The organism is Listeria monocytogenes (genome assembly GCF_041765605.1).
In the GTDB taxonomy this organism is placed as follows: Bacteria; Bacillota; Bacilli; order Lactobacillales; family Listeriaceae; genus Listeria; species Listeria monocytogenes_D.
Map to the genome: position 1 here is coordinate 2938783 of NZ_CP168900.1, position 20185 is coordinate 2958967.

Here is a 20185-nt window from a genome sequence, read left to right on the forward strand (position 1 = left end):
AAATTACTCAAACCAATGTCAAAAATCCGGTGCTGAAGTCACAAAAAAAGCTCAACTACTAGAGTTGAACTTTTTAAACCGTACTTCTAAACTCATAAAAATGAATCGCATTAATATCTAAATAAGCGTAAAACGACCAATCTTCCGTAATCGTTTCATCACTCACCGTAAGTGTAGGCTGAGAGGCATCCACAATATAGTCCAAAATCTCTTTATCCAGTCCGTACTTACTATTAAGTTGCCAATACTTCGAGTAAAGCGCCCCATTATCACGGTCGAATTGCCATTTACAGACTTGATAATCACCCGCGTGAAGCCCTGTAAGTCTAATATGCACTTCTTTTTGTTCTTCCTTAATGAACCTTTCCTCCACAGAATAACGCGGATTAATCGTCGCACAGTTCATCAAAATAAGCTGATAACCGTCCGCGTGCTTCGTCATAATATAATCTTCACCCTTAGCAACCACAACACCCTTAAGCCTTCTCAAAAACTTCACTGCATAAAACGCCGGTCGTTTACCATTGAAAAAGTGGAACATTTCAATTCCGTCAAGACTAATATTTAATTTGCTATCGTCCCCTTCGTGAAGTTCCGTATTAATCCAAAAGCCTAATGCGTCTACTTCTGGTACCAAATCTAGCATCGTTTTCAAAACTAATGCTCCTCTGAAAAAAGTCCCGTTTGTGTATCTCGTATTCCCAGATAACGTATTCCAGTTTACTAACATTAGCGGCTTATTGATATGATGATGTTTCAAGAAAGCCTTTAATTGAAGCGTTTTTGACAAACAATAATCCTCTGAAATCGAAAACGACTTCATATCCTCTTTCGAAAAATCTACCGCTTCATTTTGATTCGCATTATAGGCGACAAAGTCCATTTTATCCGCTTCTTCTAAAAACCACGTATGTCGTTCAGGCACTGCATTTTTAGACAATGAAAATGGGACAAAATTTCCGACTTGGATAGCTGGAAAACGCGATTTTATAGTGTGATATATTTTCAAGTAAAGTTTTTTCAGTTCTTCTTTATCAGCATATGTATTTTTCGGTTCAAAAAACATAAAATGCCATTTTGAAACAAATTCCCGCCCAAAAACCTGCATACAATGCTTTAAAAAGTGATCCAATCGTTCAAAAACAGCCGCCTCATCGCCTACAATATCTTGATACTCCAAGCGAATAAACAATTGTAAATTTTGCTGTTTTAAAAAAGTGAGCGCTAAATCCGCATTCGCATATGGAGAAGAAGTTGGCACTAATTCGTCCGTTTCCGTTTCAGGCAAGAACGTTGAACCTCTAAACAAATGACGAATACCAATATAATTAATCCCAATCTCATCACGCGTCGTAATAATCTGCTTTTGGACATTATCTTTAAGCACTTCTTTAAGCTCACCAATCGTCAAAATATTCATATTCTCACTTAAACAACGTTCGGTCTTTTCCGTGATATCAATTTTCTTTTTCTCAAATGGCGCTTTATTTAATTCCTTACCCGGCTCCACATCATGATAAAGTCGTGACAATTTCACTAAAATTTCCGGAGATGGCACAATTTGCTCTATACTAGCGCCCAGCTCAGATGTCTTATCTTCTATTAATAAATTCGTTTCCACATGATGTTCCGCTCGGTACTCACTTGGCGTTAGCTCAAAATGAAACTTAAATACTTCTGAAAAATGCTTTTGGCTCGAAAAACCATTTTTTAACGCAATCTCTGTAATACTTTCCGCCGAATATAGTAAATCTTGAATCGCATGCTTCAATCGGACTTCCGTCAAATACTGTAAAAAACCAAGCCCCGTCGTTTTTTTAAAATAACGTGATAAATACGCCTCACTTAAAAACTCTTTTTGCGCAAACTCACGAAGCGACAAGGCTTCATCAAACCGCTCTTCCACTTCTCGAATAATGCGCGAAATCCGTTTATCATTGACTTCTTTCCTAGCAGAAGATGGAATTCCTTTTTTCAAAAAACGCGTAAGTAATAATAAAATTTGGAACAACGCCGATTGTGCTTCTAATTTATTCGCTCGTTTCTTCGTCGCCGAAGCAATCAAAAGTTCACTCACCGACTTCCTCAAAGACCCAACAACCCGCTCTCTCCCAGGGTCACTCTCCTTCGAGAAAAATTTAAAAGAATGCTGAAAATAATCCTCATAATAATGCGCAAAAAATGTATCTGAAATCGTTAAATTAATAAGTAAATTATCTTCATTTCCCTCAATTGTATAAAAGGTATTGCGATCAAGAACTAAAACATCGCCTTCCTGCAAATAAAATTTTTGCTCAGAAACCTTGATTGTTATTTGTCCAGAAATAGCAAATAACAATTTAGTTCCAAGTGATATTTCCGACGTCAGCTGCTTTATATGTTGAATACCAATCGTATAATCTTTTAAATGAGACACTCGATTCACCCCTTCGTTTAACTTAATCGGACACTTTTATATTATCATAAATAGCGGAAATTGATTGGTTTGTTTTAAACTTGAGAACCTCTTCTATATTAAAATTTTCCATAAAAACAGACTCTGCTTTCCCTTGTATTAACAATTATTCAGCTTTATAATAATTTTAAAAACAGTCTTCACGGGAGTGTGCTTAATGACAAAGAATAACTCAAAAAAATCAGCACAAGCAGGAAATATTTCTTCAAACAAAACTACAGCATCGAACAGTTCTAATTTAGCAAGAATACAGAAAATAGTCTCCGCGCATGGGAAACTATCACTTGATGATCAGATTACTTATATGAAACATAAAGGGATAACTTTTAATTATATTACAGAAGATGCTGCCAAAGATTATTTATCCCAGAATACTTATTATTATAAAGTAACAGCTTTTAGAAAGAATATAGCTAAAGTAAACGGAAAATACACCTCTTTGGACTTTGGTTTATTAAGCGATTTAGCAACCATTGATATGTATTTAAGGTACGCTCTAATAAAAATAAATTTAGACATCGAACATACACTTAAAGCTTTATTGGTAAACGTAATAACTAAGTCAAATGCTGAAGATGGATACACTATTGTAAAAGAATATGATACGTATTGTAAAAACAAATTGCTGGAGGAAAAACCTAAGTTTAAAGAAAAAAATTATATTCCTGTAGACAAAAAAATAATGAGCAGAAATAAAGAAATAGATGGATATCATTATGATTTGTATACGAAAAGAAAAAACAATCCTCCTATTTGGGTCTTGATTGAATTAATGTCGTTTGGAGAACTTATAAGGTTTGTAGAGTTTTATTATGATAGTAATAAATACAATAAAAAACTTTTTACGCCAGCATTTATATTATTAAAATATACAAAAAACCTTAGAGATTCCGCAGCACATAGTCGACCTCTTTTATTAGATGTTGTTTTACCAAAACAGATAACCCCAACTCAAAATGCAACACAATATGCTGAAAAAGCTGGTGTAGAAAAACTAGAACGTAGGAACTTAGTTTCAAATAAAAAAATTCATGATTTTATTTGTATGCTCATTCTTCATGATGAATATATTAAAAGTGATGCCATGAAATATGATAGAAAAATAGAGTTAGCTAATATAATCGAACGCTGTACAAAACGGTCTCACTATTATAAAGATCAAGCTGACTTAATTAGGGTTTACAGAGTTTTGTCTAAAATCCTTGCCAATTACCACCAAAAATGCTAAAATTTGTTCAAAGGAAAAAACGGTTCGACCGTTTATCACTTATGTACAACATTGTATGTAAGTTGGTTATTCTTCACAAAATAAACTATTTAAGACAAGCTTCCGTTTTCTAGTCTGTCTTAAGTAGTTTATTTTTTTACTCTATAAAAAGCCGGCCAGGTTTAATTTCCCGACCGGCTTTTTGATTTCAATCTTCTTCCACTTGGATAGAAACACCCACATCCAGTAATTCCTCAACTGCATCAATCACAGAAAACTCCCCATAATTGTATACTGCATCATCTACAACTAAAATCGGCAAAGCTTCCATTCCATTCTTATCAATCAGCATTTGAACCCGCTCTGGCAAGTCCACTTTCCCGACCTCTTCCAGCTGAATATCAAACACGATGCCTGTATAATCAAAATGGATTTTTCGCTCAGTTTCACTTTTATTCATAAACATTTTCCATATCTCTAGGTTAATCTCAGACTCATTTTCCGCAGAATAAAAGTAACTAATTTGCTTCATATTAAAATTATTTACTTTCTAAATCATGGACAAACAGCCCACTTAATAATTTCGGTTCAAACCAAGTCGATTTTGGCGGCATGATTTCTGCTGCATCTGCTACACTAAGTAAATCGTCCATTGTTGGCGGGAACATCGCAAATGCCACTGAATGACTGCCATTATCCACCAAACGAGTCAGTTCTTCTAAACCACGTATTCCGCCGACAAAATCAATGCGGTTATCACGGCGAATATCTTCAATTCCAAAAATCGGCGTTAAAATTTGCGATTGTAATATCGAAACATCTAGCTGACCGATAACATCATTTGGAATCACTTCGCTTTTCGCCGTAAGTTTGTACCAATTTCCATCTAAATACATCCCTACTTGTTTTGGCTTCTCTGGTTTAAATGCTTCTTTTCCAACCTTCTCCACGTCAAAACTAGCCTCTACTTTGCTAACGAAATCCGCTTCAATTGGCACATTCACAACCCTATTATAATCAAGAATTTCTAATTGCTCTTCTGGGAAAACAACTGATAAAAAGAAATTAAATTCTGCTTCTGGCCCAGCCTCAGGGAATTCCTCGCGCCGTTTCAAACCAACTTTCACAGCAGATTCCGTTCTATGGTGACCGTCTGCGATATATAGCGCTGGGACTTCCGAGAACGCCGCTGAAAGGTCTTCTAAAATATGTGCGTCCGTAATTGCCCAAACCTTATGTGCGACCCCGTGGAAGCTCTCAAAGTCATATTCAGGTTCATTTTCATTCACCCAAGACTCAACAAGTGTATTAATAGCTTCTTTTCCTCGATAAGTAAGGAAAATCGGACTTGTATTTGCATCACAAACATCTACATGACGAATCCGGTCTAACTCTTTCTCCTCACGAGTTAACTCATGTTTTTTAATTTTCCCATTGGTATAATCATCAATCGACGTACAAACAACCAGCCCTGTTTGCGGGCGACCATCCATCGTCAGTTGATAAATATAAAATGCAGGGTTTGCTTCTCTACCAAGCCAACCATCCAACTCAAATTGTTCCAAATTATCCGCTGCTTTTTGATAAACAGCTGGGTCGTATGGGGAAACCGCCGGATCTAAATCAATTTCCGCCTTATCAATATGTAAAAAAGAATACTTATTTGCATCACCAAGTTCGCGCGCCTCTTCCGAATTAAGTACATCATATGGCAAGGAAGCCACCTTTTCCGCTAAATTTTTAATCGGACGAATTGCTTTAAATGGACGTATATTTACCATTGTTATCCTCCTTTTTAGTAAAAGAGCATGAACCCGTCTGGCAATAACCATAAAGTTTCATGCTCTCATTATTTCCCGGGTAATAATTTTAAACCGTAACACCTAATGGTTCAATAACTCGAACACGCAAAACCCCTTGCACAGCTAACAAATCTTGTTTTAGTTGCTCCAAATTAGCTTGCGTTTCTTTATCAATATCAATTAATGTGTAGGCATATTCATTTTTACTGCGATTTATCATATCTAAAATGTTTAACGAATATTTCCCTAGCTCCGTCGTAATTTGTCCGACCATATTAGGAATGTTTTTGTGACAAATCCCAATTCGCGGATGTCCATTATACGGCATTTCCACGTTCGGAAAATTAACCGAGTTTTTAATACTACCTGTTTCAAGATATGATTGCAGTTCTTTCGCAGCCATTTTAGCACAGTTGGTTTCGGCTTCTTCTGTCGATGCACCTAAATGAGGAAATACATGCACTTTTTTGTGGTTTAGTAATTCTTTTGTCGCGAAATCTGTAATATATAAACGTAAAAGTCCATCATCTAAAGCTTCTTTCACAGAGGCTGAATCCACTAACTCACCACGAGAAAAGTTTAATAAAACAGCATTATCCTTCACTAATTGTAGTGTATCTGCGTTAAACATGCCACGTGTTTTATCCGTTAAAGGCACATGAACTGTTAAATAATCGCATGTAGCCAAGACTTCTTCTATCGTCATCGCACGTTCCACTTCTTTAGAAATTCTCCAAGCCGTGTCTACTGAAACGAATGGATCGTATCCAACCACATCCATCCCAAGCGATAAAGCGTCATTGGCTACCAATGCACCAATTGCGCCTAGACCGATAATCCCAAGTTTTTTGCCAGCAAGTTCTGTTCCCGCAAAGGCTTTCTTCCCCGCTTCGACTTTCTGTTCGACATCATCTTCAGCCGGCAGTTCTTTCACCCATTCCGTACCTTCCAAAATTGGACGCGCCGAAACGAATAAACTCGCAAGAACTAGTTCTTTCACAGCATTGGCATTCGCGCCAGGTGTATTGAATACAACAATACCTTTTTCAGAACAATTTTCTACTGGGATATTATTAACTCCTGCACCAGCTCTGGCAACTGCCTTCACTGTCTCCGGAAAGTCAAAATCGTGTAAGTTGTAACTCCGTAGTAAAATCCCGTCTGCTGGCTGATTTGCATCAATCACATATTTTTCGAGATCAAATGTCTTTAAGCCTTCTTTTGCGATAGCATTAAACGTTTGGATATTAAACACGTACTTCTCCCCCTTTTCTTGCATTTGCAAATTTTTCCATAAAGGCGATTAGAGCTTCCACCCCTTCAATTGGAAATGCATTATAAAGACTTGCTCGCATACCGCCCACTGAGCGATGTCCTTTCAAGTTTTTAAAACCATTTGCTTCAGCTTCTTGAACAAAAGCTTTATCAAACTCCGCTGAATTCGTCACAAAAGGAACATTCGTGAGCGATCTAGCAGAAGGTTCGACCGGTGAAGAAAAGAAATCCGATTGATCAATATAATCATATAATAAGGCCGCTTTTTTGCGATTTAACGCTTCAATTCCAGCAACGCCACCTTGCTCCTTAATCCATTCAAATACTAATTTTGCTACATAAATGGCAAATGTTGGTGGTGTGTTATACATGGAATCATTCTCGGCTTGTACTTTAAAATCTAACATAGAAGGAAGTCCCTCTACTTGCCCTATCAAGTCTTCGCGCACGATGACGAGCGTTAATCCAGCAGGCCCAATGTTCTTTTGCGCTCCTGCATAAATTAAGCCAAATTTTTTCACATCATAAACGCTCGATAAAATATTGGAGGACATATCCGCAACGACCGGGACAGCTGAGTCTGGCACATCAAACATTGCTGTTCCTTCGATTGTATTATTTGTAGTTACATGTAAGTAAGCCGCGTCACTAGAAACTGTAGGAATCTCAGGAATATAGCTGAAATTGCGGTCTTCCGATGAGGCAATTACTTCCACCTCTACACCCTGAATTTTCTTAGCTTCGGAAATTGCTTTCTTCGCCCAAGATCCAGTATTTACATACGCTGCTTTTTTGCCATTTGCAAGATTCATTGGCACCATATCAAATTGCAAACTCGCGCCACCTTGCAAAAATAGTACTTTGTAATTTTCTGGAATCTCCATCAATTCTCGAATCAAGCTCTCCGCATCGTCTAGGATGTTTTGAAATAATTCTGAACGGTGACTCAGCTCCATTACTGACATTCCTGAACCATTATAAGAGAGTAGCTCCCTTTGAACCTTTTCAAGTACCGGTACTGGTAAAACTGCCGGACCTGCCGAAAAATTATAAACACGTTCCACTCAACATCTCTCCTGTCTTCAAATTTCCCCAATTACTTACAAAAATTTTCACCAATAATCGAATACTTATTGGCCAGATATGAGCCTTCCTCGTTACACTTATGCTTTTCGAAGTTCTGTTGTTAAGAAATAAAAAAGCCGAACCTGTGATATTCTACACAATATTCGGATTTTTCAGCGCTTAAAAGTAAACACTGCCTTTTGTACTTTTGTATATTATAGCAGAAACAGAGCTGTTTTTCAGAAAATTTATACTAAATCTACAAATAAATGTGATGTTTAAACTTTCTGACATTAAAAAAGCACGAGAAACCGCTATTTAAAGCAATTCTCGCACTTCTACTTTTTGAAAAACACTTCACAAGAGATGTTAGCTATTTTTCTCTTTTCGTCCTAAAGTAAACCAATACACGGCAAAAAATACAACAAGTGCAATAATTGCTGTGCGATACATGATAGCATAATTGTAGTAAGTCGCAACAATACTCAAACCAAAACTACCAACAGCCATCCCAATGTCCATTCCCGAAAGAAAAGTCCCATTAGCGGTACCTTTATTGTGCGGTGCAGCCCGGTCCACAGCCAGTGCTTGAAGCGCCGGTTGCGACATCCCGTAACCTAACCCGAAGAATAACGATGCGATAAACAAGCTGATTGCACCAGTTGCAAAAGAAAGAATTAATATCCCAATTATCATCGAAAGCGCTCCTGGAATAATAACAAAACGGTGTCCCTTCGTATCATAAAGTCGCCCAGCAAACAAACGGCTCACAAGAACCATAATCGCTTGCCCGATAAAATATATCCACGTTGTCGAAATCCCCAGTTCTGTTCCATATACCATCATAAATGTTTGGATCCCACCAAGCGGAATAGCCATTAATAAACACAAGCCCGCCGGAAGCAAGGCCGTTTTCTCAAACAATTTCATTTTTTGATGTACAATCTTTTCTGATTTTGGAATTTTCACCTGTGTCATCAAAATTAAAATAAACACCATCAAAACAAGCGAAAACGTCACTAAAACATCGAAAGAAAAATAATTCATAATTAAAATAGCGATAATCGGCGCAAGTGACATTCCAAGTGCAGTCGTAAGCCCATAAAAACCAATACCTTCTCCCGTTCTGCTTGGCGGCACAAGTTTAGAAACGCCTGTTGCAATGGAAGTTGTTCCGATACCCCAGCCAGCCCCGTGAAAAAGCCGTAATATAAGTAAGGCCGCCACCGCAGTTGACCAATAAAAGTTCACTGTAGTTAAAATTAAAATCAAAAAGCCCACGATAATAAGTACTTTCGGTCCGAATTTGTCATTCCAACTCCCAGCAATCGCCCGCATTAATAGCGCTACGATGGAGAATAGCCCAACAGCCAAACTAGCTTCCATTTGCGTTCCACCTAGCTCAATAATGCGCGCCGGCAACGTAGGCATAAACACCATAAATCCAATATATAAAAGTACACTTCCTAACAATAAAAATACGTAGTCCTTCGTCCAAAGTCTTGTCTTATTTTCCAAAATTTACCCCTCTTTACTCTATATTAGTAGAAATGTTCTTTAAAATAGCCGTGAATTGTTCCAAATCTGCGCGAGAAATCCCAGCAAACATTTTTTCACAACTCGCCTCCACGATATCACGAAGTTCATGCGTCTCTTTTCTCCCTTTGTCCGTTAAAGATAAAAGTGAAATTCGTCTATCTTCTGTACTCACTTCCCGCACAACAAGCTCTTTCCTAAGTAAAACATCGACAATCCGATTCACGGTTGGCGTGTCCTTTTTCGTCCAAAGAGCAATCTCTTTTTGCGAAATTGGCTCGTTCGCCTCAATTCCCTCTAAAACTGACCATTGCTCTGGGGTCACATCATAACTTGCAATCGAACGCAACAAAAATAAATGCATTTTTTTCGCTGTCGTATTTACATCAAATGATATTTCATCATAATATCCGCGCATATTTGTCCTCATTTCTATTGTCGTAACAATAATTGTCATAACAACTATTATACATACTGATTACTCTTTTGACAAGAAAAACAGCCGAATAAACGACTGTTCCTACAATAATTCCACATCTATAATATCTCTAAATTCGATTACATACTCATACCCAACAATATCTTTCAAAATAACTTCTTCCGTTAACATATCTATTTCTAGCGGCACTAAGTCCTGTGTTTCAATCTCTCCAAGCCCAAGAAATGCGGAAGGATATTCAAATGGTGCTAAACGCAGAGAAGATACATCTGCTTCTTGAAAATATTTTAAACGAACGACCCATTCTCGCTTTATAGCGTCTTTTAATGTGATAAAAAAGCTTTCGCGCTCTAAATAATCCACTTCTGGCCGACTCGTTAAAAAAGCAGCATTCTTCTCTGTTCGCACTTGCTCTTTCTGAATTGCCGTAACCATCATTATCACCTCTTAACTTTATTATACGAACAAACGTTCTTAAAATCAAGTAATTTGCTAAAAAAGTTTTTTCATAAGAGCCTGAACCTGTTTAGCGCTTACATAATCTTTTTCCGACAAAAACACTTGCAAATTAATGAATAGTTGCTATACTTATGTAAGTAAATAACATTAACAAAGGAGTTTTATTATTATGACTAATACATTTTTAGATTCTATTAAAGTTCGTCGTTCCATTTATGCACTAGATAAAAACGTTTCCGTTGAGGATTCCAAAATTGAAGAAATTATTAAAGACGCTGTTAAATATAGCCCATCTTCATTCAACTCCCAAAGCTCTCGCGCTGTCATTCTTTTAGGAGAAAACCATGATAAACTTTGGAATATCGTAGAAGATACATTACGAGCTATCGTACCTGCTGAAAACTTTGCAGCTACAGAAGAAAAAGTTGGTTCTTTCCGCGCTGGATACGGAACAGTTCTTTTCTTTGAAGATACTGCTGTTATCGAAGGCTTACAAGAAAACTTCGCTCTATATGCAGACAACTTCCCTGTATGGTCTGAACAATCTTCAGGTATTGCACAACATTCAGTATGGGTTGCTCTTGCAAACGCTGGAATTGGTGCATCTCTACAACATTACAACCCACTAATTGACGATGCTGTTAAAGCTGAATGGAATATTCCTGCAAGCTGGAACTTACGCGCGCAAATGCCGTTTGGTAACATCGTTCAAGAAGCTGGCGAAAAAGAATTCATCGATGACGCTGATCGTTTCCGCGTTTTCAAATAATAAATGTTTCACGTGAAACAAAAAATTCCGCGACCATTAACTGGTATCGCGGAATTTTTATTTTGCTAAACTTTTAAATCTGCTTCTAAGTTCATCACAACTTACAATACCAGCAATCCCGCCTTTAATTTCTCCATCAACAAGAACAAGCGAATTTGGTATTCCTTTTACATCAAATTTCTGAGCTAATGCGCGTTGTTTATCTACATTAATTTTCACAACTTGGACATTACCTTCTTCCATCTCAGCGAATTGCTCAAGTGTTGGCCAAAAGCAGCGACACGGTGCGCACCACTCTGCCCAAAAGTTAAGTAATATTTTAGGATGGCTACTAATAATCTCTTCCAAGTCATCTTCTTTTGCAAAAATAATCGCCATACATATCCACCTCACATTCAGAATATTCCAAAGTTGTATCGTGGTCAAGTAAAGGGTTTTAGAATAGCAATATATCTTGCTTTTTGTTCATTTTTTGACACTTTTGTTTCACGTGAAACATTTTATTTGCTATGTAAGATTTCTAAAATGCGTAAATCTAGCAAACCAGTACTCTTCACAGTCATATCCGCGTCACGGAGTCCGGAACCAACACCAACGCTTACAATTCCAGCTGCATTTATTGCTTCAATTCCAGCTTGAGCATCTTCAATTCCGACTACCTCTGATGTTTCTAAACCTAGACCACGGCAAGCTTCCACAAAAATTTCTGGATCAGGTTTTGATTTAGTGATTTTAGCCGCGTCGACAATATAATCAAATTCTTGTTCCATTTCTAATGCGCTCAAAACCGTCCGAGCATTTTTCGAAACAGATGCAATTGCGCATTTGAGATTTTGCTTTTTAAGATCCACTATAAGTTCTTTAATTCCTGGTAAAACATCCGCTGGCGTAATTTCTTTTAGCAAGCTAACATAAAAGTCATTTTTATCAGCTGCAAGAGCTTCAATCTGCTCTTCTGTAAAGTCATTTTCGCGACCGTCTTTCTTTAAAATAAGAAGTAGGGAGTCAATTCTGCTCACCCCTTTTAAATTCTCATTAAATGCTTCATCAAATTCGATTCCAATACTCTCAGCTGTTTTTTTCCAGGCTAAGTAATGATAATGTGCTGTATCCGTGATGACGCCATCTAAATCAAAAACTACTCCTTTTAATGCTGTTGTCATTCTACTCGTCCTTTCCAAACTGCCGCAACATTTCGCGCGGTTCTTCTTAAATTATTTGGTGTTTCTTTCAGTATATTTTCTAAAGTTGCTGGTTTGGCAATGGATGGAAATACTGCGCTGATTCCGACTTCATATACTGCTTCTAGTCCCTCACCGACACTTCCACAAATTGCAAAAACTGGTGTTTCTTTCGGCACTACTTTCGCAACACCCACAGGAGCTTTCCCTTGTGCGGTTTGCCCGTCCATTTTCCCTTCCCCTACAATGACCAAATCTGCATCCTCACAAACGGTTTTGATTTGAAGTGCTTCAATAACAAAATCAATTCCCGATAATAGGTTAGCTTTTGCAAACGTCACAAGTCCAGCACCAATTCCACCCCCAGCACCTGCTCGCGGCATTGTAACCATGGCAGGATTCGCTAACTGATAAAACTGGCGCATTGCTTCATCAGCTGTTGCTAAATCTGTAACGGCTAGCCCTTTTTGAGGACCAAACACATACGATGCGCCTGCTTCTCCACAAAGCGGATTTTCGACATCCGTCACAATATTTACTGTGATGTTTTCTAGTTCAGCTGGGACCTTTTCGGAACGAATGGTTGCTATATCAGCTAAATTTGCGCCAATCGGGTTGACGATATTATTTTCTGCATCTAGGAATTCATAGCCAAGCGCACTAGCCATGCCAATTCCGCCATCGTTTGAAGCGCTTCCACCAATCCCGATAATGATCTCGGTCGCACCTTTTTTCATTGCGTGCAAAATTAACTCGCCCACTCCTTTAGTACTCACTTGAAGTGGATCGCGTCTAGTCGTCGGAACCAAGTGCAAACCGCAAACCTCGGCCATTTCTATTAAAGCTTTTTTGTTCCCTTCTGTGAAAGCAACTTGCGCTGAAACTGGTTCACTAAAAGGACCGGACACATCGATTTTCATTTTTTTCGCGTCTAAAGCTTTACTTAAAATCTCTAGCGTACCTTCCCCGCCATCACTGACAGGGAGTAAATGATAATCAGCATCCGGATAAATTTCTTGAAAGCCCTCTTTAATATACTCTGCCACCTCATGCGCCGTCAAACTTTCTTTGAATGAATCCGGTGCAATGACAATTTTCATAAAGACACATCCTTCTGATCCAACTTAATAGTTAATGTATCAGTTAATTGCTGTTTTTCTCCGTGAATAACTAATTCTAGCACGCTTTTTGTGCTTTTTGAAAGTTGTAAAGTGTTTGGCGCGATTTCTACCAAGATTTTTTCACCTTTCCAAGAGAATTCAAATGCCACAGATTGCCAGGAATCCGGTATGTTTGGCGCGATTTCAAGTATTTCTCCACTAGTATCTATACCCGCAAATCCAAAAACCACCGCCAGCCATATTGCGCCGAGTGAGGCCGCATGGAGCCCGTCATCCGATGAATGCGGCTCATTTCCAAGGTCAATTAAACACGCTTCTTGGAAAAACTGGTAGGCTTGTGCGCGATTCCCAGTTCGATTTTCTACAATTGCATGGATTGCTTTACTTAAAGAGGAATCATGAATGGTTCGTTTTTCATAGTAATCCAAGTTCTGCTTCACAGCATCTGGTGCAAACATCTTCGGAAACAGGTAAAACAACATAACTAAATCTGCTTGCTTTAAGATTTGTAGTTCGTTCACTTCTTGACGAGAATAATCTAGTAGAATCCCTTGTGTTCCTTGTGCTGCCTTATATTTATCTAAATTTATCCAATCTTTTTCTAAGAAAGTATCATCTTGTGGAATTAAGCCAGACTCACTTGCGACAGGTAAGTAGATTTTTTCAAGAAAAGCTTCTGCACGGGCAACAAAATCGGCATTATCTTTATTCCATTCTAGTGCTTTTTCTACATTATAGTGTGCCATATAATTCGTATAAGTATTATTATCGATATGCTCGGTGTATTCGTCCGGACCAATCACATCAAGGATTTCCAGTCGTCCATTACGATTAGTTGCACGGCTTAGCCAAAATTCCGCTGTTTCAAGGAGCAACTCTGAACCACACTCTTTCATAAACTGCGCATCCTTTGTCGCCGCTTCATATTCACAAACTGCGTAAGCAATATCCGCAACTAAATGATGCTCCGAAATCGCCGAAGCTACTTTTTGACGTGTGCCAGTTCGAATATTAATCGCTGCAAATTCAGGCGTTTCTTCTTCGCCAGAGAATGCACTTTCCCACGGAAAAAGTGCCCCATTATAGCCGTTTTTCGTTGCCTTTTCTTTCGCTTCTTTCAAATGAAGGTAGCGATATTTTAATAGTTGTTTGGCAATTTCCGGCTTATTATAAAGGAAAAATGGCATAATAAAAATTTCTGTATCCCAAAAAACATGCCCCTTGTATCCTTCTCCGGTAAGTCCCTTCGCCCCAACGCTACAGCGGAAATCATCTTTTGGGGTCATAATTTCTAAGTGATAGCACGCAAAATCTAGTGCAAATTGGTCAAAATCATTCGTGCTCTCAACACGGACACCCGCGTGCTCCCAAAAATCTGCCCATAAAGTTTCCGAAGCTCTTTTCAGTTCTGCATAAGTCGTATTTGGAAGTTCCGCATCCACTTGATCCAGGGATGTTTTAACCATGCTTATTTTCTCCAAAGTGAAAAGTTGATTTTCAGCGATTTCTTGCTCTACTTCGGTCATTAATTGTCTGTTTTTCGCTGTGAAAATCCCTTTTTTATTCACTTTTGTTGCTATTGTAATATGCTGTTTGCTCTCGATGGTTTCATATTCGCCAACCATCAACTTCTCATCAAAAATCCGCAAACTCGACTCTGCCAGCTGCTGTGTTCCAAAATTAGTTTGTTGCGCATCAATACCAGTTTTTACTTTGACTTTCGCCGCACCGCTCAAAGGCGTTATCTCCACTTTAGCAGCAATGACGTGCTTTGTTGCTTTTGAAACAAATCGGTGAAAATTCAGCTGATACTTCTTGCCAGCGCTACTTTCCCAAGTGATTTTTCGAACCAATTCTCCTGTGTGCATATCTAAATAACGTTCATACGCATGGATTTTCCCCGCTTGCATCGAAAAAGTTTCCCCACCAAGCATCACTTGGAAACGCGTCACATCCGGCAAATTCACTAGTTCCGAACTCAGCGAACCGCTCGGACGATTATAAATCCCCGCTACGTACATACCTCGAACTTGCTCTGGATATTCTTCTTCAAGAGCACCGCGCACACCCAAATAGCCATTTCCCACAGTCATTTGGCTACCATATTTATTTAGATAATTTAATGCAAATTCCTTCTCGATTATTTTCTTCATAAAGAAACACTCTCACCTTTTTCTGCCGATTCGTATAAACTTTCAACAATTTTTTGTATGATATAACCTTGTTCAGCGCCAGCAAGTTCCACTTTTCCAGCACCAAGAACGCTATCAACAAATGCTTTCATGCTGTTTTCGTGTTTATTTTCTTCCAGTTGTCCTAACTTCTCTAACAACTGAAATTCACCTGCATTATCTGTATAAATTTCAGCCGGGTATAAACTTCCTCCTGCTAAATCACCAAAAAAGTCCACATTTAACGCACTTTCTGGCTTAATATGTAGCGCAAAAGAAGTATCTAGTTCAATTAATCCGCCATTTTCCAGTTCAATAAAGCCGAATAAAGAATCCTCTACCGTATATTTTTCCGGATCCCATGAACCAAATGTCCCCGCACTTTTCTTGGTTCCGATTTTTTGAAAACTTTTTGCCGTTACTTTCTTCACTTTTGGAAAACCAAGGACAAACATCGCTGCATCAAGCATGTGAATTCCCATATCAATCAGCGGGCCACCGCCTTGCATTTCTTTATTCGTAAAAGTTCCCCAACCTGGCACGCCAGAACGACGAAGCGCGGTTGCTTTCACACAATAAATTTCACCTAGAAGCGCCGAATTTCTCTTTAAAAACTGTGCTTCACTGGAAAAACGATGATGGAAATCGTACGCCAAAATCGCGCCTTTTTCTTCCGCAAGTTCCCACATTGCTTTCGCTTCCGCCGCACTCATTGCGGGTGGCTTTTCACACATAACGGCTGCTCCATTCGCTAGTGACAACATCACATTATCAAAATGGAACCGATTAGGCGTGCAAATACTAACAATATCGATTTTCTCGACCGCAAACATCTCTTCTGCCGTAGCATAATGCTTCTCAAAACCATTGTTCGCGCGGAACTCTTCGCCACGCTCCAAACTTGGGTCGCAAACAGCTACAAGCTCCAGTTCATTTCTTGTCTTATAATATGCAGCGTGGACCTTCTCAGCGACTTGTCCAGCACCGATAATTGCAACTCTTTTCTTCATTATCCGAAACTCCTTTTAGAAAAATCCGTCCGCTTTAATTGGGACGGATTTTCTATTTTAAATTAAACAGCTTTTTAAATGTGCCAACGCATCTTTATAAGCTTGTTCAGGATTTTCACTGCGAACACGACATTCAAAAGTTAAAAATCCGTTGTAACCATTCTTTTTCAGTTGATCAAAACTTGTTTTAAAATCAAGGCTACCGCTTCCTGGTTGGTAGCGATGATTGTCAGCAACATGAATGTGACCAATCGAATCCTTATACGTCTCAAGCGCAGTCGGAATGCTATCTTCTTCAATATTCATATGATAGAAGTCAGCGATAATTTCTACATTTTTAAGATTATTTTCATCAATGTATTTCTGCGCATCACCCAGTAAATTAATCATATGATCTTGGTATCTGTTAAGCGGCTCAAGATAAACTTTCGTGCCAGTCTCACCAGCAATTTTGTCCAAATAAACCAACGACTCGCTCACTGCTTTGAAATCTCCTGCTTGGCTACGCGGTGAAACCATTGGTGGGAGGCGGTACGTGAACATTCCCCAGGCTGCAGGAACGACAATCCCTTGCCCGCCGACTTCTGCTAAAGCTTCTAAAATCGCTTTAATTTCTTCTAAACCGTTCAGTCTGCGCTCTTCAATGAAGTCACCAATCCAGCCATCATAGCCACCACATGCAGTACTAACAGGTAGCCCCGTTTTTTCGATAGCTTTCTTCACTTCGTCCAAATTTTCAACAAGTAATTTACCATCAATTTCAAAACCTTCAAAGCCCATTTCTTTTACATAAGCAAATTTTTCTTCTATATTTTCTGGGAAAAATGCTTGGTTTTGTGTGCCTAATTTCATTATTATCGCTCCTTAAAGGGTAATCCCCATTTTAATACTTAAATCAGGTTGTTGGTCGACGTATTTCATGTAGCTCTCAGCTGAATCTGCGAACGGAACGACTGGATCAATAATGTCCGAACAATCCAAGTAACCGTTCATCAGTAGTTCCCAACAAGTTTCCTCGATACGCTTACGATCCCAGCGCGGATAATCCGGATTTGGTTCACTAGCCGCACGTGAAAAGACGATTTTCGCATTGTTGAAATGAGCTTCCCGACCAAGATTAAATCCTTCTGGGAAAGGTTTCGCGAAAGCAACATAAGAAATTGTTCCGCCGTAAGCTATTCCGCGTAGTGCCGCTTGAAGCGCCGCCGCATTCCCGCTCGTTTCAATAATCGAATCTGCGCCAAGTTTACCAGTCAGACGCTTCACTTCTAAGCCAACATCTGTCGTAATCGGATCAAAAGTAGCATCTGCTCCATGTTTTTCAGCAATTTCACGACGATGACTAAGCGGATCTACCCCGATAACAACACTTGCTCCAGCTTTTTTCGCCAGTTGAATCGCAATTTGACCAATCGCACCAAGTCCGACAACAACAACGTAATCGCCCGCGCGAACATGTGCATCACGCACGCCACTCATCGCAAATTGAGCCGGGTCATAGCAAACCGCGTTTTTCCAATTAGCACCTTTTGGCAATTTACGTAGTTTATAATTATCGACAGCTTTTACAATAACAGTTTCCATAATCGGCCCGTAAGAACAAACGATATCTCCAAGCTCGTATTCTGTTACTTTGCTCCCACATTCAACTACTTCACCAACGACCATATTTCCTAGCTGAAACTCGCCAAATACAATGCCTCGCGCACTATTTGTTTCACGTGAAACAAATAGATTCCATTCTGGTGAAAATTCTTCATCAATAAAAGGACTAATTCCTCTAAAATCAACTACTTCTGTACCATGTTTTGGAGAAGCGAATTGAACTTTAATTTTTACTTCATCTTCTAAAACTTCACGATCATGATATTCTACTAATTCCGCCACACGAGGCGCTGTCGCTACTAATTTTTTCATTTTAAATAACTTCCTTTCTTATCCTTTAACTCCACCGTCTGTTAAGTTTCCTTTGATAAATCGTTCTGAAATTGCGTACATAATAACGACCGGAAGCGCCGTAACAAGCGATGCAGCCATCATTCTACCCCAAATATAATCTGGTGTACTAAATAATGTATTCAAGCCAATCGGTAACGTGAATTTCTCTGCGCTGGATAAGAAAATCGAAGCAAACAGATAATCATTCCAAGCTACCATGAAGCAGTATACGAACACAGAAACAATACCCGAAATCGCAAGCGGAACAATAATTCGTAAGATAATCTGGAAGCGATTCAGCCCGTCCATCATTGCTGCTTCTTCAATATCAGTTGGAATCGTATCAAAATAACTTTTCAGCATAAATACTGCAGTTGGTAGTGTTTGTACAACCATCGTGATAATTAAAGCTGTTTCCGTATCATACAATCCCAAACTCGAAATTATTTTGAACAACGGAACAATTAATAAAATCCCAGAGAACATATAAACCGTATAAAAACTTGCATTAATCGTCATCCGCCCTTTAAAGCGTAATTTCGACAACGCATAAGCCCCTAAAATCCCCAAAACAACTGCAATCCCGGCCGCAAAAACCGAAACAACCAAACTATTTTTAAAGTACGTTAAAAACGGAAAAATATCTGGGTTGAAAATATCGATGTAATGCTGGAAAGTGAATTCTTTCGGGAAAAATGTTGGATGTGTAGAAATGGCTTCTTTACTGCTCTTAAATGAAGTCATTAACATAATCGCAAATGGGAACAACGTGATACATAAAAATGCAACCATCGTCACATAAAACGCGATTTTCTTTGTTCTTTTTGACTTTTTACTACTTACCGCCATTCAAGTCCACCCGCTTTCTTGCAAAAATAATAACAACAAAAATAATGACAAATAATATGACAGAAATCGCTGCTGCTTTTCCTAAATCATTGAATGCGAATGCTGTTTTATATAAATAAACTCCAAGGATGTTTACTTTATTCGTGAGTAAGTATACATCGGTGAACATATAGAACATCCAAATCGCACGAAGCGTAATAACTGTCGCAAGTACCGGCATAATCGCTGGCAAAGTAACAATTTTGAATTTATCCCAAATGTTCGCTCCGTCCATATCAGCCGCCTCATAAAGCGACTTATCGACCGTTTGCAAAATCGCCAAGAACGAAATAAATGCATACGGGAAGTAACGCCATATTGCAAAAAAGGTTACTAAAAAGAAACTAGAAACTGGATTATCAAACCAAAGTGGCGCTTCTTTGAACAGATGGAGTACATCCACAGTCATAAAATTAATTACGCCATAACCATTATTAAACATATATTTCCATGCAAAAATAAGAGAAATAGATGGTGTTACATATGACAAAATAATAAGCGACCGAGCCGTTCTTCTAAAACGAAATTCACGATTAAAGAATATCGCCACAAGTAGCCCCATCCCAGTACTTCCAACCACTACAAGTACTGTATAAGCCACAGTAAGACCTAGTGATTTATAAAACTCTGGATCCTTCAAAATATCTATATAGTTTTGTAAACCGATAAAGACCGATTTAATATTCGGATTTAGTGGCATATCTAAAAAACTAATCTGGATATTTGAAATCATCGGATATAAAACAAGTGCTGCCAGTAAAACAAAACTTGGCGCAAGTAAAATCATTGCTAACTTAAAGTCGGACCTTTTATATACTTTCGTTTTCATAATGCCTCCTTAAATCAAAAAGCGACGTGCTAAACTGTTA

General features: G+C 38.6%; 19 protein-coding genes. 2 read left to right on the forward strand and 17 right to left on the reverse strand.

From position 1 onward, the window contains the following. Positions 1–73: 73 nt before the first annotated feature. On the reverse strand, positions 74–2416 hold the full coding sequence (locus AB2Q86_RS15025; RefSeq protein ID WP_012582255.1) for a helix-turn-helix domain-containing protein: 2343 nt from the start codon (positions 2414–2416) through the stop codon (positions 74–76). Between the two features lie 196 nt (positions 2417–2612). Between AB2Q86_RS15025 and AB2Q86_RS15030 the strand changes: the two genes are divergently transcribed. Further along, the gene (locus AB2Q86_RS15030) at positions 2613–3683 is read left to right on the forward strand and encodes an Abi family protein (RefSeq protein ID WP_012582254.1); all 1071 of its coding nucleotides are present in this window, start codon (positions 2613–2615) and stop codon (positions 3681–3683) included. A 187-nt stretch (positions 3684–3870) separates the two neighbouring features. Here AB2Q86_RS15030 and AB2Q86_RS15035 read toward each other — a convergent pair whose 3' ends face one another. From AB2Q86_RS15035 to AB2Q86_RS15065, 7 genes are all read right to left on the reverse strand, one after another. Then, entirely contained in the window at positions 3871–4194 is a 324-nt protein-coding gene (locus AB2Q86_RS15035; protein ID WP_012582253.1) for an arsenic metallochaperone ArsD family protein, read from the reverse strand. A 7-nt stretch (positions 4195–4201) separates the two neighbouring features. Beyond that, the gene (locus AB2Q86_RS15040; protein WP_012582252.1) at positions 4202–5443 is read right to left on the reverse strand and encodes a DUF1015 domain-containing protein; all 1242 of its coding nucleotides are present in this window, start codon (positions 5441–5443) and stop codon (positions 4202–4204) included. A gap of 88 nt (positions 5444–5531) precedes the next feature. Further along, positions 5532–6719 (reverse strand): phosphoglycerate dehydrogenase, encoded by a 1188-nt coding sequence (locus tag AB2Q86_RS15045; RefSeq protein WP_009918143.1) that lies wholly within the window; start codon positions 6717–6719, stop codon positions 5532–5534. Continuing rightward, a complete protein-coding gene (gene serC, locus AB2Q86_RS15050; RefSeq protein ID WP_009929194.1) occupies positions 6712–7803 on the reverse strand; it encodes a 3-phosphoserine/phosphohydroxythreonine transaminase in 1092 nt (363 codons plus the stop codon). The genes AB2Q86_RS15045 and serC overlap by 8 nt, the downstream gene beginning before the upstream one ends. Before the next feature lie 370 nt (positions 7804–8173). Continuing rightward, positions 8174–9322 (reverse strand): lmo2826 family MFS transporter, encoded by a 1149-nt coding sequence (locus tag AB2Q86_RS15055; protein WP_012582251.1) that lies wholly within the window; start codon positions 9320–9322, stop codon positions 8174–8176. A gap of 13 nt (positions 9323–9335) precedes the next feature. After that, the gene (locus AB2Q86_RS15060) at positions 9336–9758 is read right to left on the reverse strand and encodes a MarR family winged helix-turn-helix transcriptional regulator (protein ID WP_003728689.1); all 423 of its coding nucleotides are present in this window, start codon (positions 9756–9758) and stop codon (positions 9336–9338) included. 102 nt (positions 9759–9860) lie between these two features. Beyond that, entirely contained in the window at positions 9861–10214 is a 354-nt protein-coding gene (locus AB2Q86_RS15065) for a hypothetical protein (protein ID WP_003727591.1), read from the reverse strand. A gap of 193 nt (positions 10215–10407) precedes the next feature. On the opposite strand from AB2Q86_RS15065, the gene AB2Q86_RS15070 reads away from it, so the two are divergent. Next, positions 10408–11007: a nitroreductase family protein gene (locus AB2Q86_RS15070; protein WP_003727590.1), complete on the forward strand. Its 600-nt coding sequence runs from the start codon at positions 10408–10410 to the stop codon at positions 11005–11007. A gap of 57 nt (positions 11008–11064) precedes the next feature. Here the strand turns inward: AB2Q86_RS15070 and AB2Q86_RS15075 are convergent, their stop codons facing one another. The 9 genes from AB2Q86_RS15075 to AB2Q86_RS15115 all read right to left on the reverse strand — a co-directional run bounded on the left by AB2Q86_RS15075 (position 11065) and on the right by AB2Q86_RS15115 (position 20145). Beyond that, positions 11065–11385, reverse strand: a complete 321-nt coding sequence (locus AB2Q86_RS15075; protein ID WP_003727589.1) for a co-chaperone YbbN — start codon at positions 11383–11385, stop codon at positions 11065–11067. A gap of 122 nt (positions 11386–11507) precedes the next feature. After that, positions 11508–12170 carry a beta-phosphoglucomutase gene (gene pgmB / locus AB2Q86_RS15080; RefSeq protein ID WP_003727588.1) on the reverse strand — a complete coding sequence of 221 codons (663 nt, stop codon included), beginning with the start codon at positions 12168–12170 and terminating at the stop codon, positions 11508–11510. After that, on the reverse strand, positions 12167–13288 hold the full coding sequence (locus AB2Q86_RS15085) for a glycerate kinase (RefSeq protein ID WP_012582250.1): 1122 nt from the start codon (positions 13286–13288) through the stop codon (positions 12167–12169). The genes pgmB and AB2Q86_RS15085 overlap by 4 nt, the downstream gene beginning before the upstream one ends. Next, positions 13285–15462: a glycoside hydrolase family 65 protein gene (locus AB2Q86_RS15090; protein WP_012582249.1), complete on the reverse strand. Its 2178-nt coding sequence runs from the start codon at positions 15460–15462 to the stop codon at positions 13285–13287. Before AB2Q86_RS15090 ends, AB2Q86_RS15085 begins: the two co-directional genes overlap by 4 nt. After that, positions 15459–16490 (reverse strand): Gfo/Idh/MocA family protein, encoded by a 1032-nt coding sequence (locus AB2Q86_RS15095; RefSeq protein WP_012582248.1) that lies wholly within the window; start codon positions 16488–16490, stop codon positions 15459–15461. Before AB2Q86_RS15095 ends, AB2Q86_RS15090 begins: the two co-directional genes overlap by 4 nt. A 57-nt stretch (positions 16491–16547) precedes the next feature. Then, the gene (locus AB2Q86_RS15100; protein WP_012582247.1) at positions 16548–17342 is read right to left on the reverse strand and encodes a sugar phosphate isomerase/epimerase; all 795 of its coding nucleotides are present in this window, start codon (positions 17340–17342) and stop codon (positions 16548–16550) included. Between the two features lie 12 nt (positions 17343–17354). Next, positions 17355–18407 (reverse strand): zinc-binding alcohol dehydrogenase, encoded by a 1053-nt coding sequence (locus tag AB2Q86_RS15105; RefSeq protein ID WP_003740017.1) that lies wholly within the window; start codon positions 18405–18407, stop codon positions 17355–17357. A gap of 18 nt (positions 18408–18425) precedes the next feature. Further along, positions 18426–19277, reverse strand: coding sequence for a carbohydrate ABC transporter permease (locus AB2Q86_RS15110; protein ID WP_003725786.1), 852 nt, complete (start codon positions 19275–19277; stop codon positions 18426–18428). Then, positions 19264–20145, reverse strand: a complete 882-nt coding sequence (locus AB2Q86_RS15115) for a carbohydrate ABC transporter permease (RefSeq protein WP_003725787.1) — start codon at positions 20143–20145, stop codon at positions 19264–19266. The genes AB2Q86_RS15110 and AB2Q86_RS15115 overlap by 14 nt, the downstream gene beginning before the upstream one ends. Positions 20146–20185: the final 40 nt, after the last annotated feature.

What these genes read in the sequence shown, in the direction of transcription:
- AB2Q86_RS15100 (WP_012582247.1), bottom strand. Translation starts at nt 17,342, where the DNA reads ATGAAATTAGGCACACAAAACCAAGCATTTTTCCCAGAAAATATAGAA.
- AB2Q86_RS15110 (WP_003725786.1), bottom strand. Translation starts at nt 19,277, where the DNA reads ATGGCGGTAAGTAGTAAAAAGTCAAAAAGAACAAAGAAAATCGCGTTT.
- AB2Q86_RS15115 (WP_003725787.1), bottom strand. Translation starts at nt 20,145, where the DNA reads ATGAAAACGAAAGTATATAAAAGGTCCGACTTTAAGTTAGCAATGATT.
- AB2Q86_RS15105 (WP_003740017.1), bottom strand. Translation starts at nt 18,407, where the DNA reads ATGAAAAAATTAGTAGCGACAGCGCCTCGTGTGGCGGAATTAGTAGAA.
- AB2Q86_RS15065 (WP_003727591.1), bottom strand. Translation starts at nt 10,214, where the DNA reads ATGGTTACGGCAATTCAGAAAGAGCAAGTGCGAACAGAGAAGAATGCT.
- AB2Q86_RS15085 (WP_012582250.1), bottom strand. Translation starts at nt 13,288, where the DNA reads ATGAAAATTGTCATTGCACCGGATTCATTCAAAGAAAGTTTGACGGCG.
- AB2Q86_RS15035 (WP_012582253.1), bottom strand. Translation starts at nt 4,194, where the DNA reads ATGAAGCAAATTAGTTACTTTTATTCTGCGGAAAATGAGTCTGAGATT.
- AB2Q86_RS15075 (WP_003727589.1), bottom strand. Translation starts at nt 11,385, where the DNA reads ATGGCGATTATTTTTGCAAAAGAAGATGACTTGGAAGAGATTATTAGT.
- AB2Q86_RS15090 (WP_012582249.1), bottom strand. Translation starts at nt 15,462, where the DNA reads ATGAAGAAAATAATCGAGAAGGAATTTGCATTAAATTATCTAAATAAA.
- AB2Q86_RS15095 (WP_012582248.1), bottom strand. Translation starts at nt 16,490, where the DNA reads ATGAAGAAAAGAGTTGCAATTATCGGTGCTGGACAAGTCGCTGAGAAG.
- AB2Q86_RS15040 (WP_012582252.1), bottom strand. Translation starts at nt 5,443, where the DNA reads ATGGTAAATATACGTCCATTTAAAGCAATTCGTCCGATTAAAAATTTA.
- AB2Q86_RS15060 (WP_003728689.1), bottom strand. Translation starts at nt 9,758, where the DNA reads ATGCGCGGATATTATGATGAAATATCATTTGATGTAAATACGACAGCG.
- AB2Q86_RS15030 (WP_012582254.1), top strand. Translation starts at nt 2,613, where the DNA reads ATGACAAAGAATAACTCAAAAAAATCAGCACAAGCAGGAAATATTTCT.
- AB2Q86_RS15070 (WP_003727590.1), top strand. Translation starts at nt 10,408, where the DNA reads ATGACTAATACATTTTTAGATTCTATTAAAGTTCGTCGTTCCATTTAT.
- pgmB (WP_003727588.1), bottom strand. Translation starts at nt 12,170, where the DNA reads ATGACAACAGCATTAAAAGGAGTAGTTTTTGATTTAGATGGCGTCATC.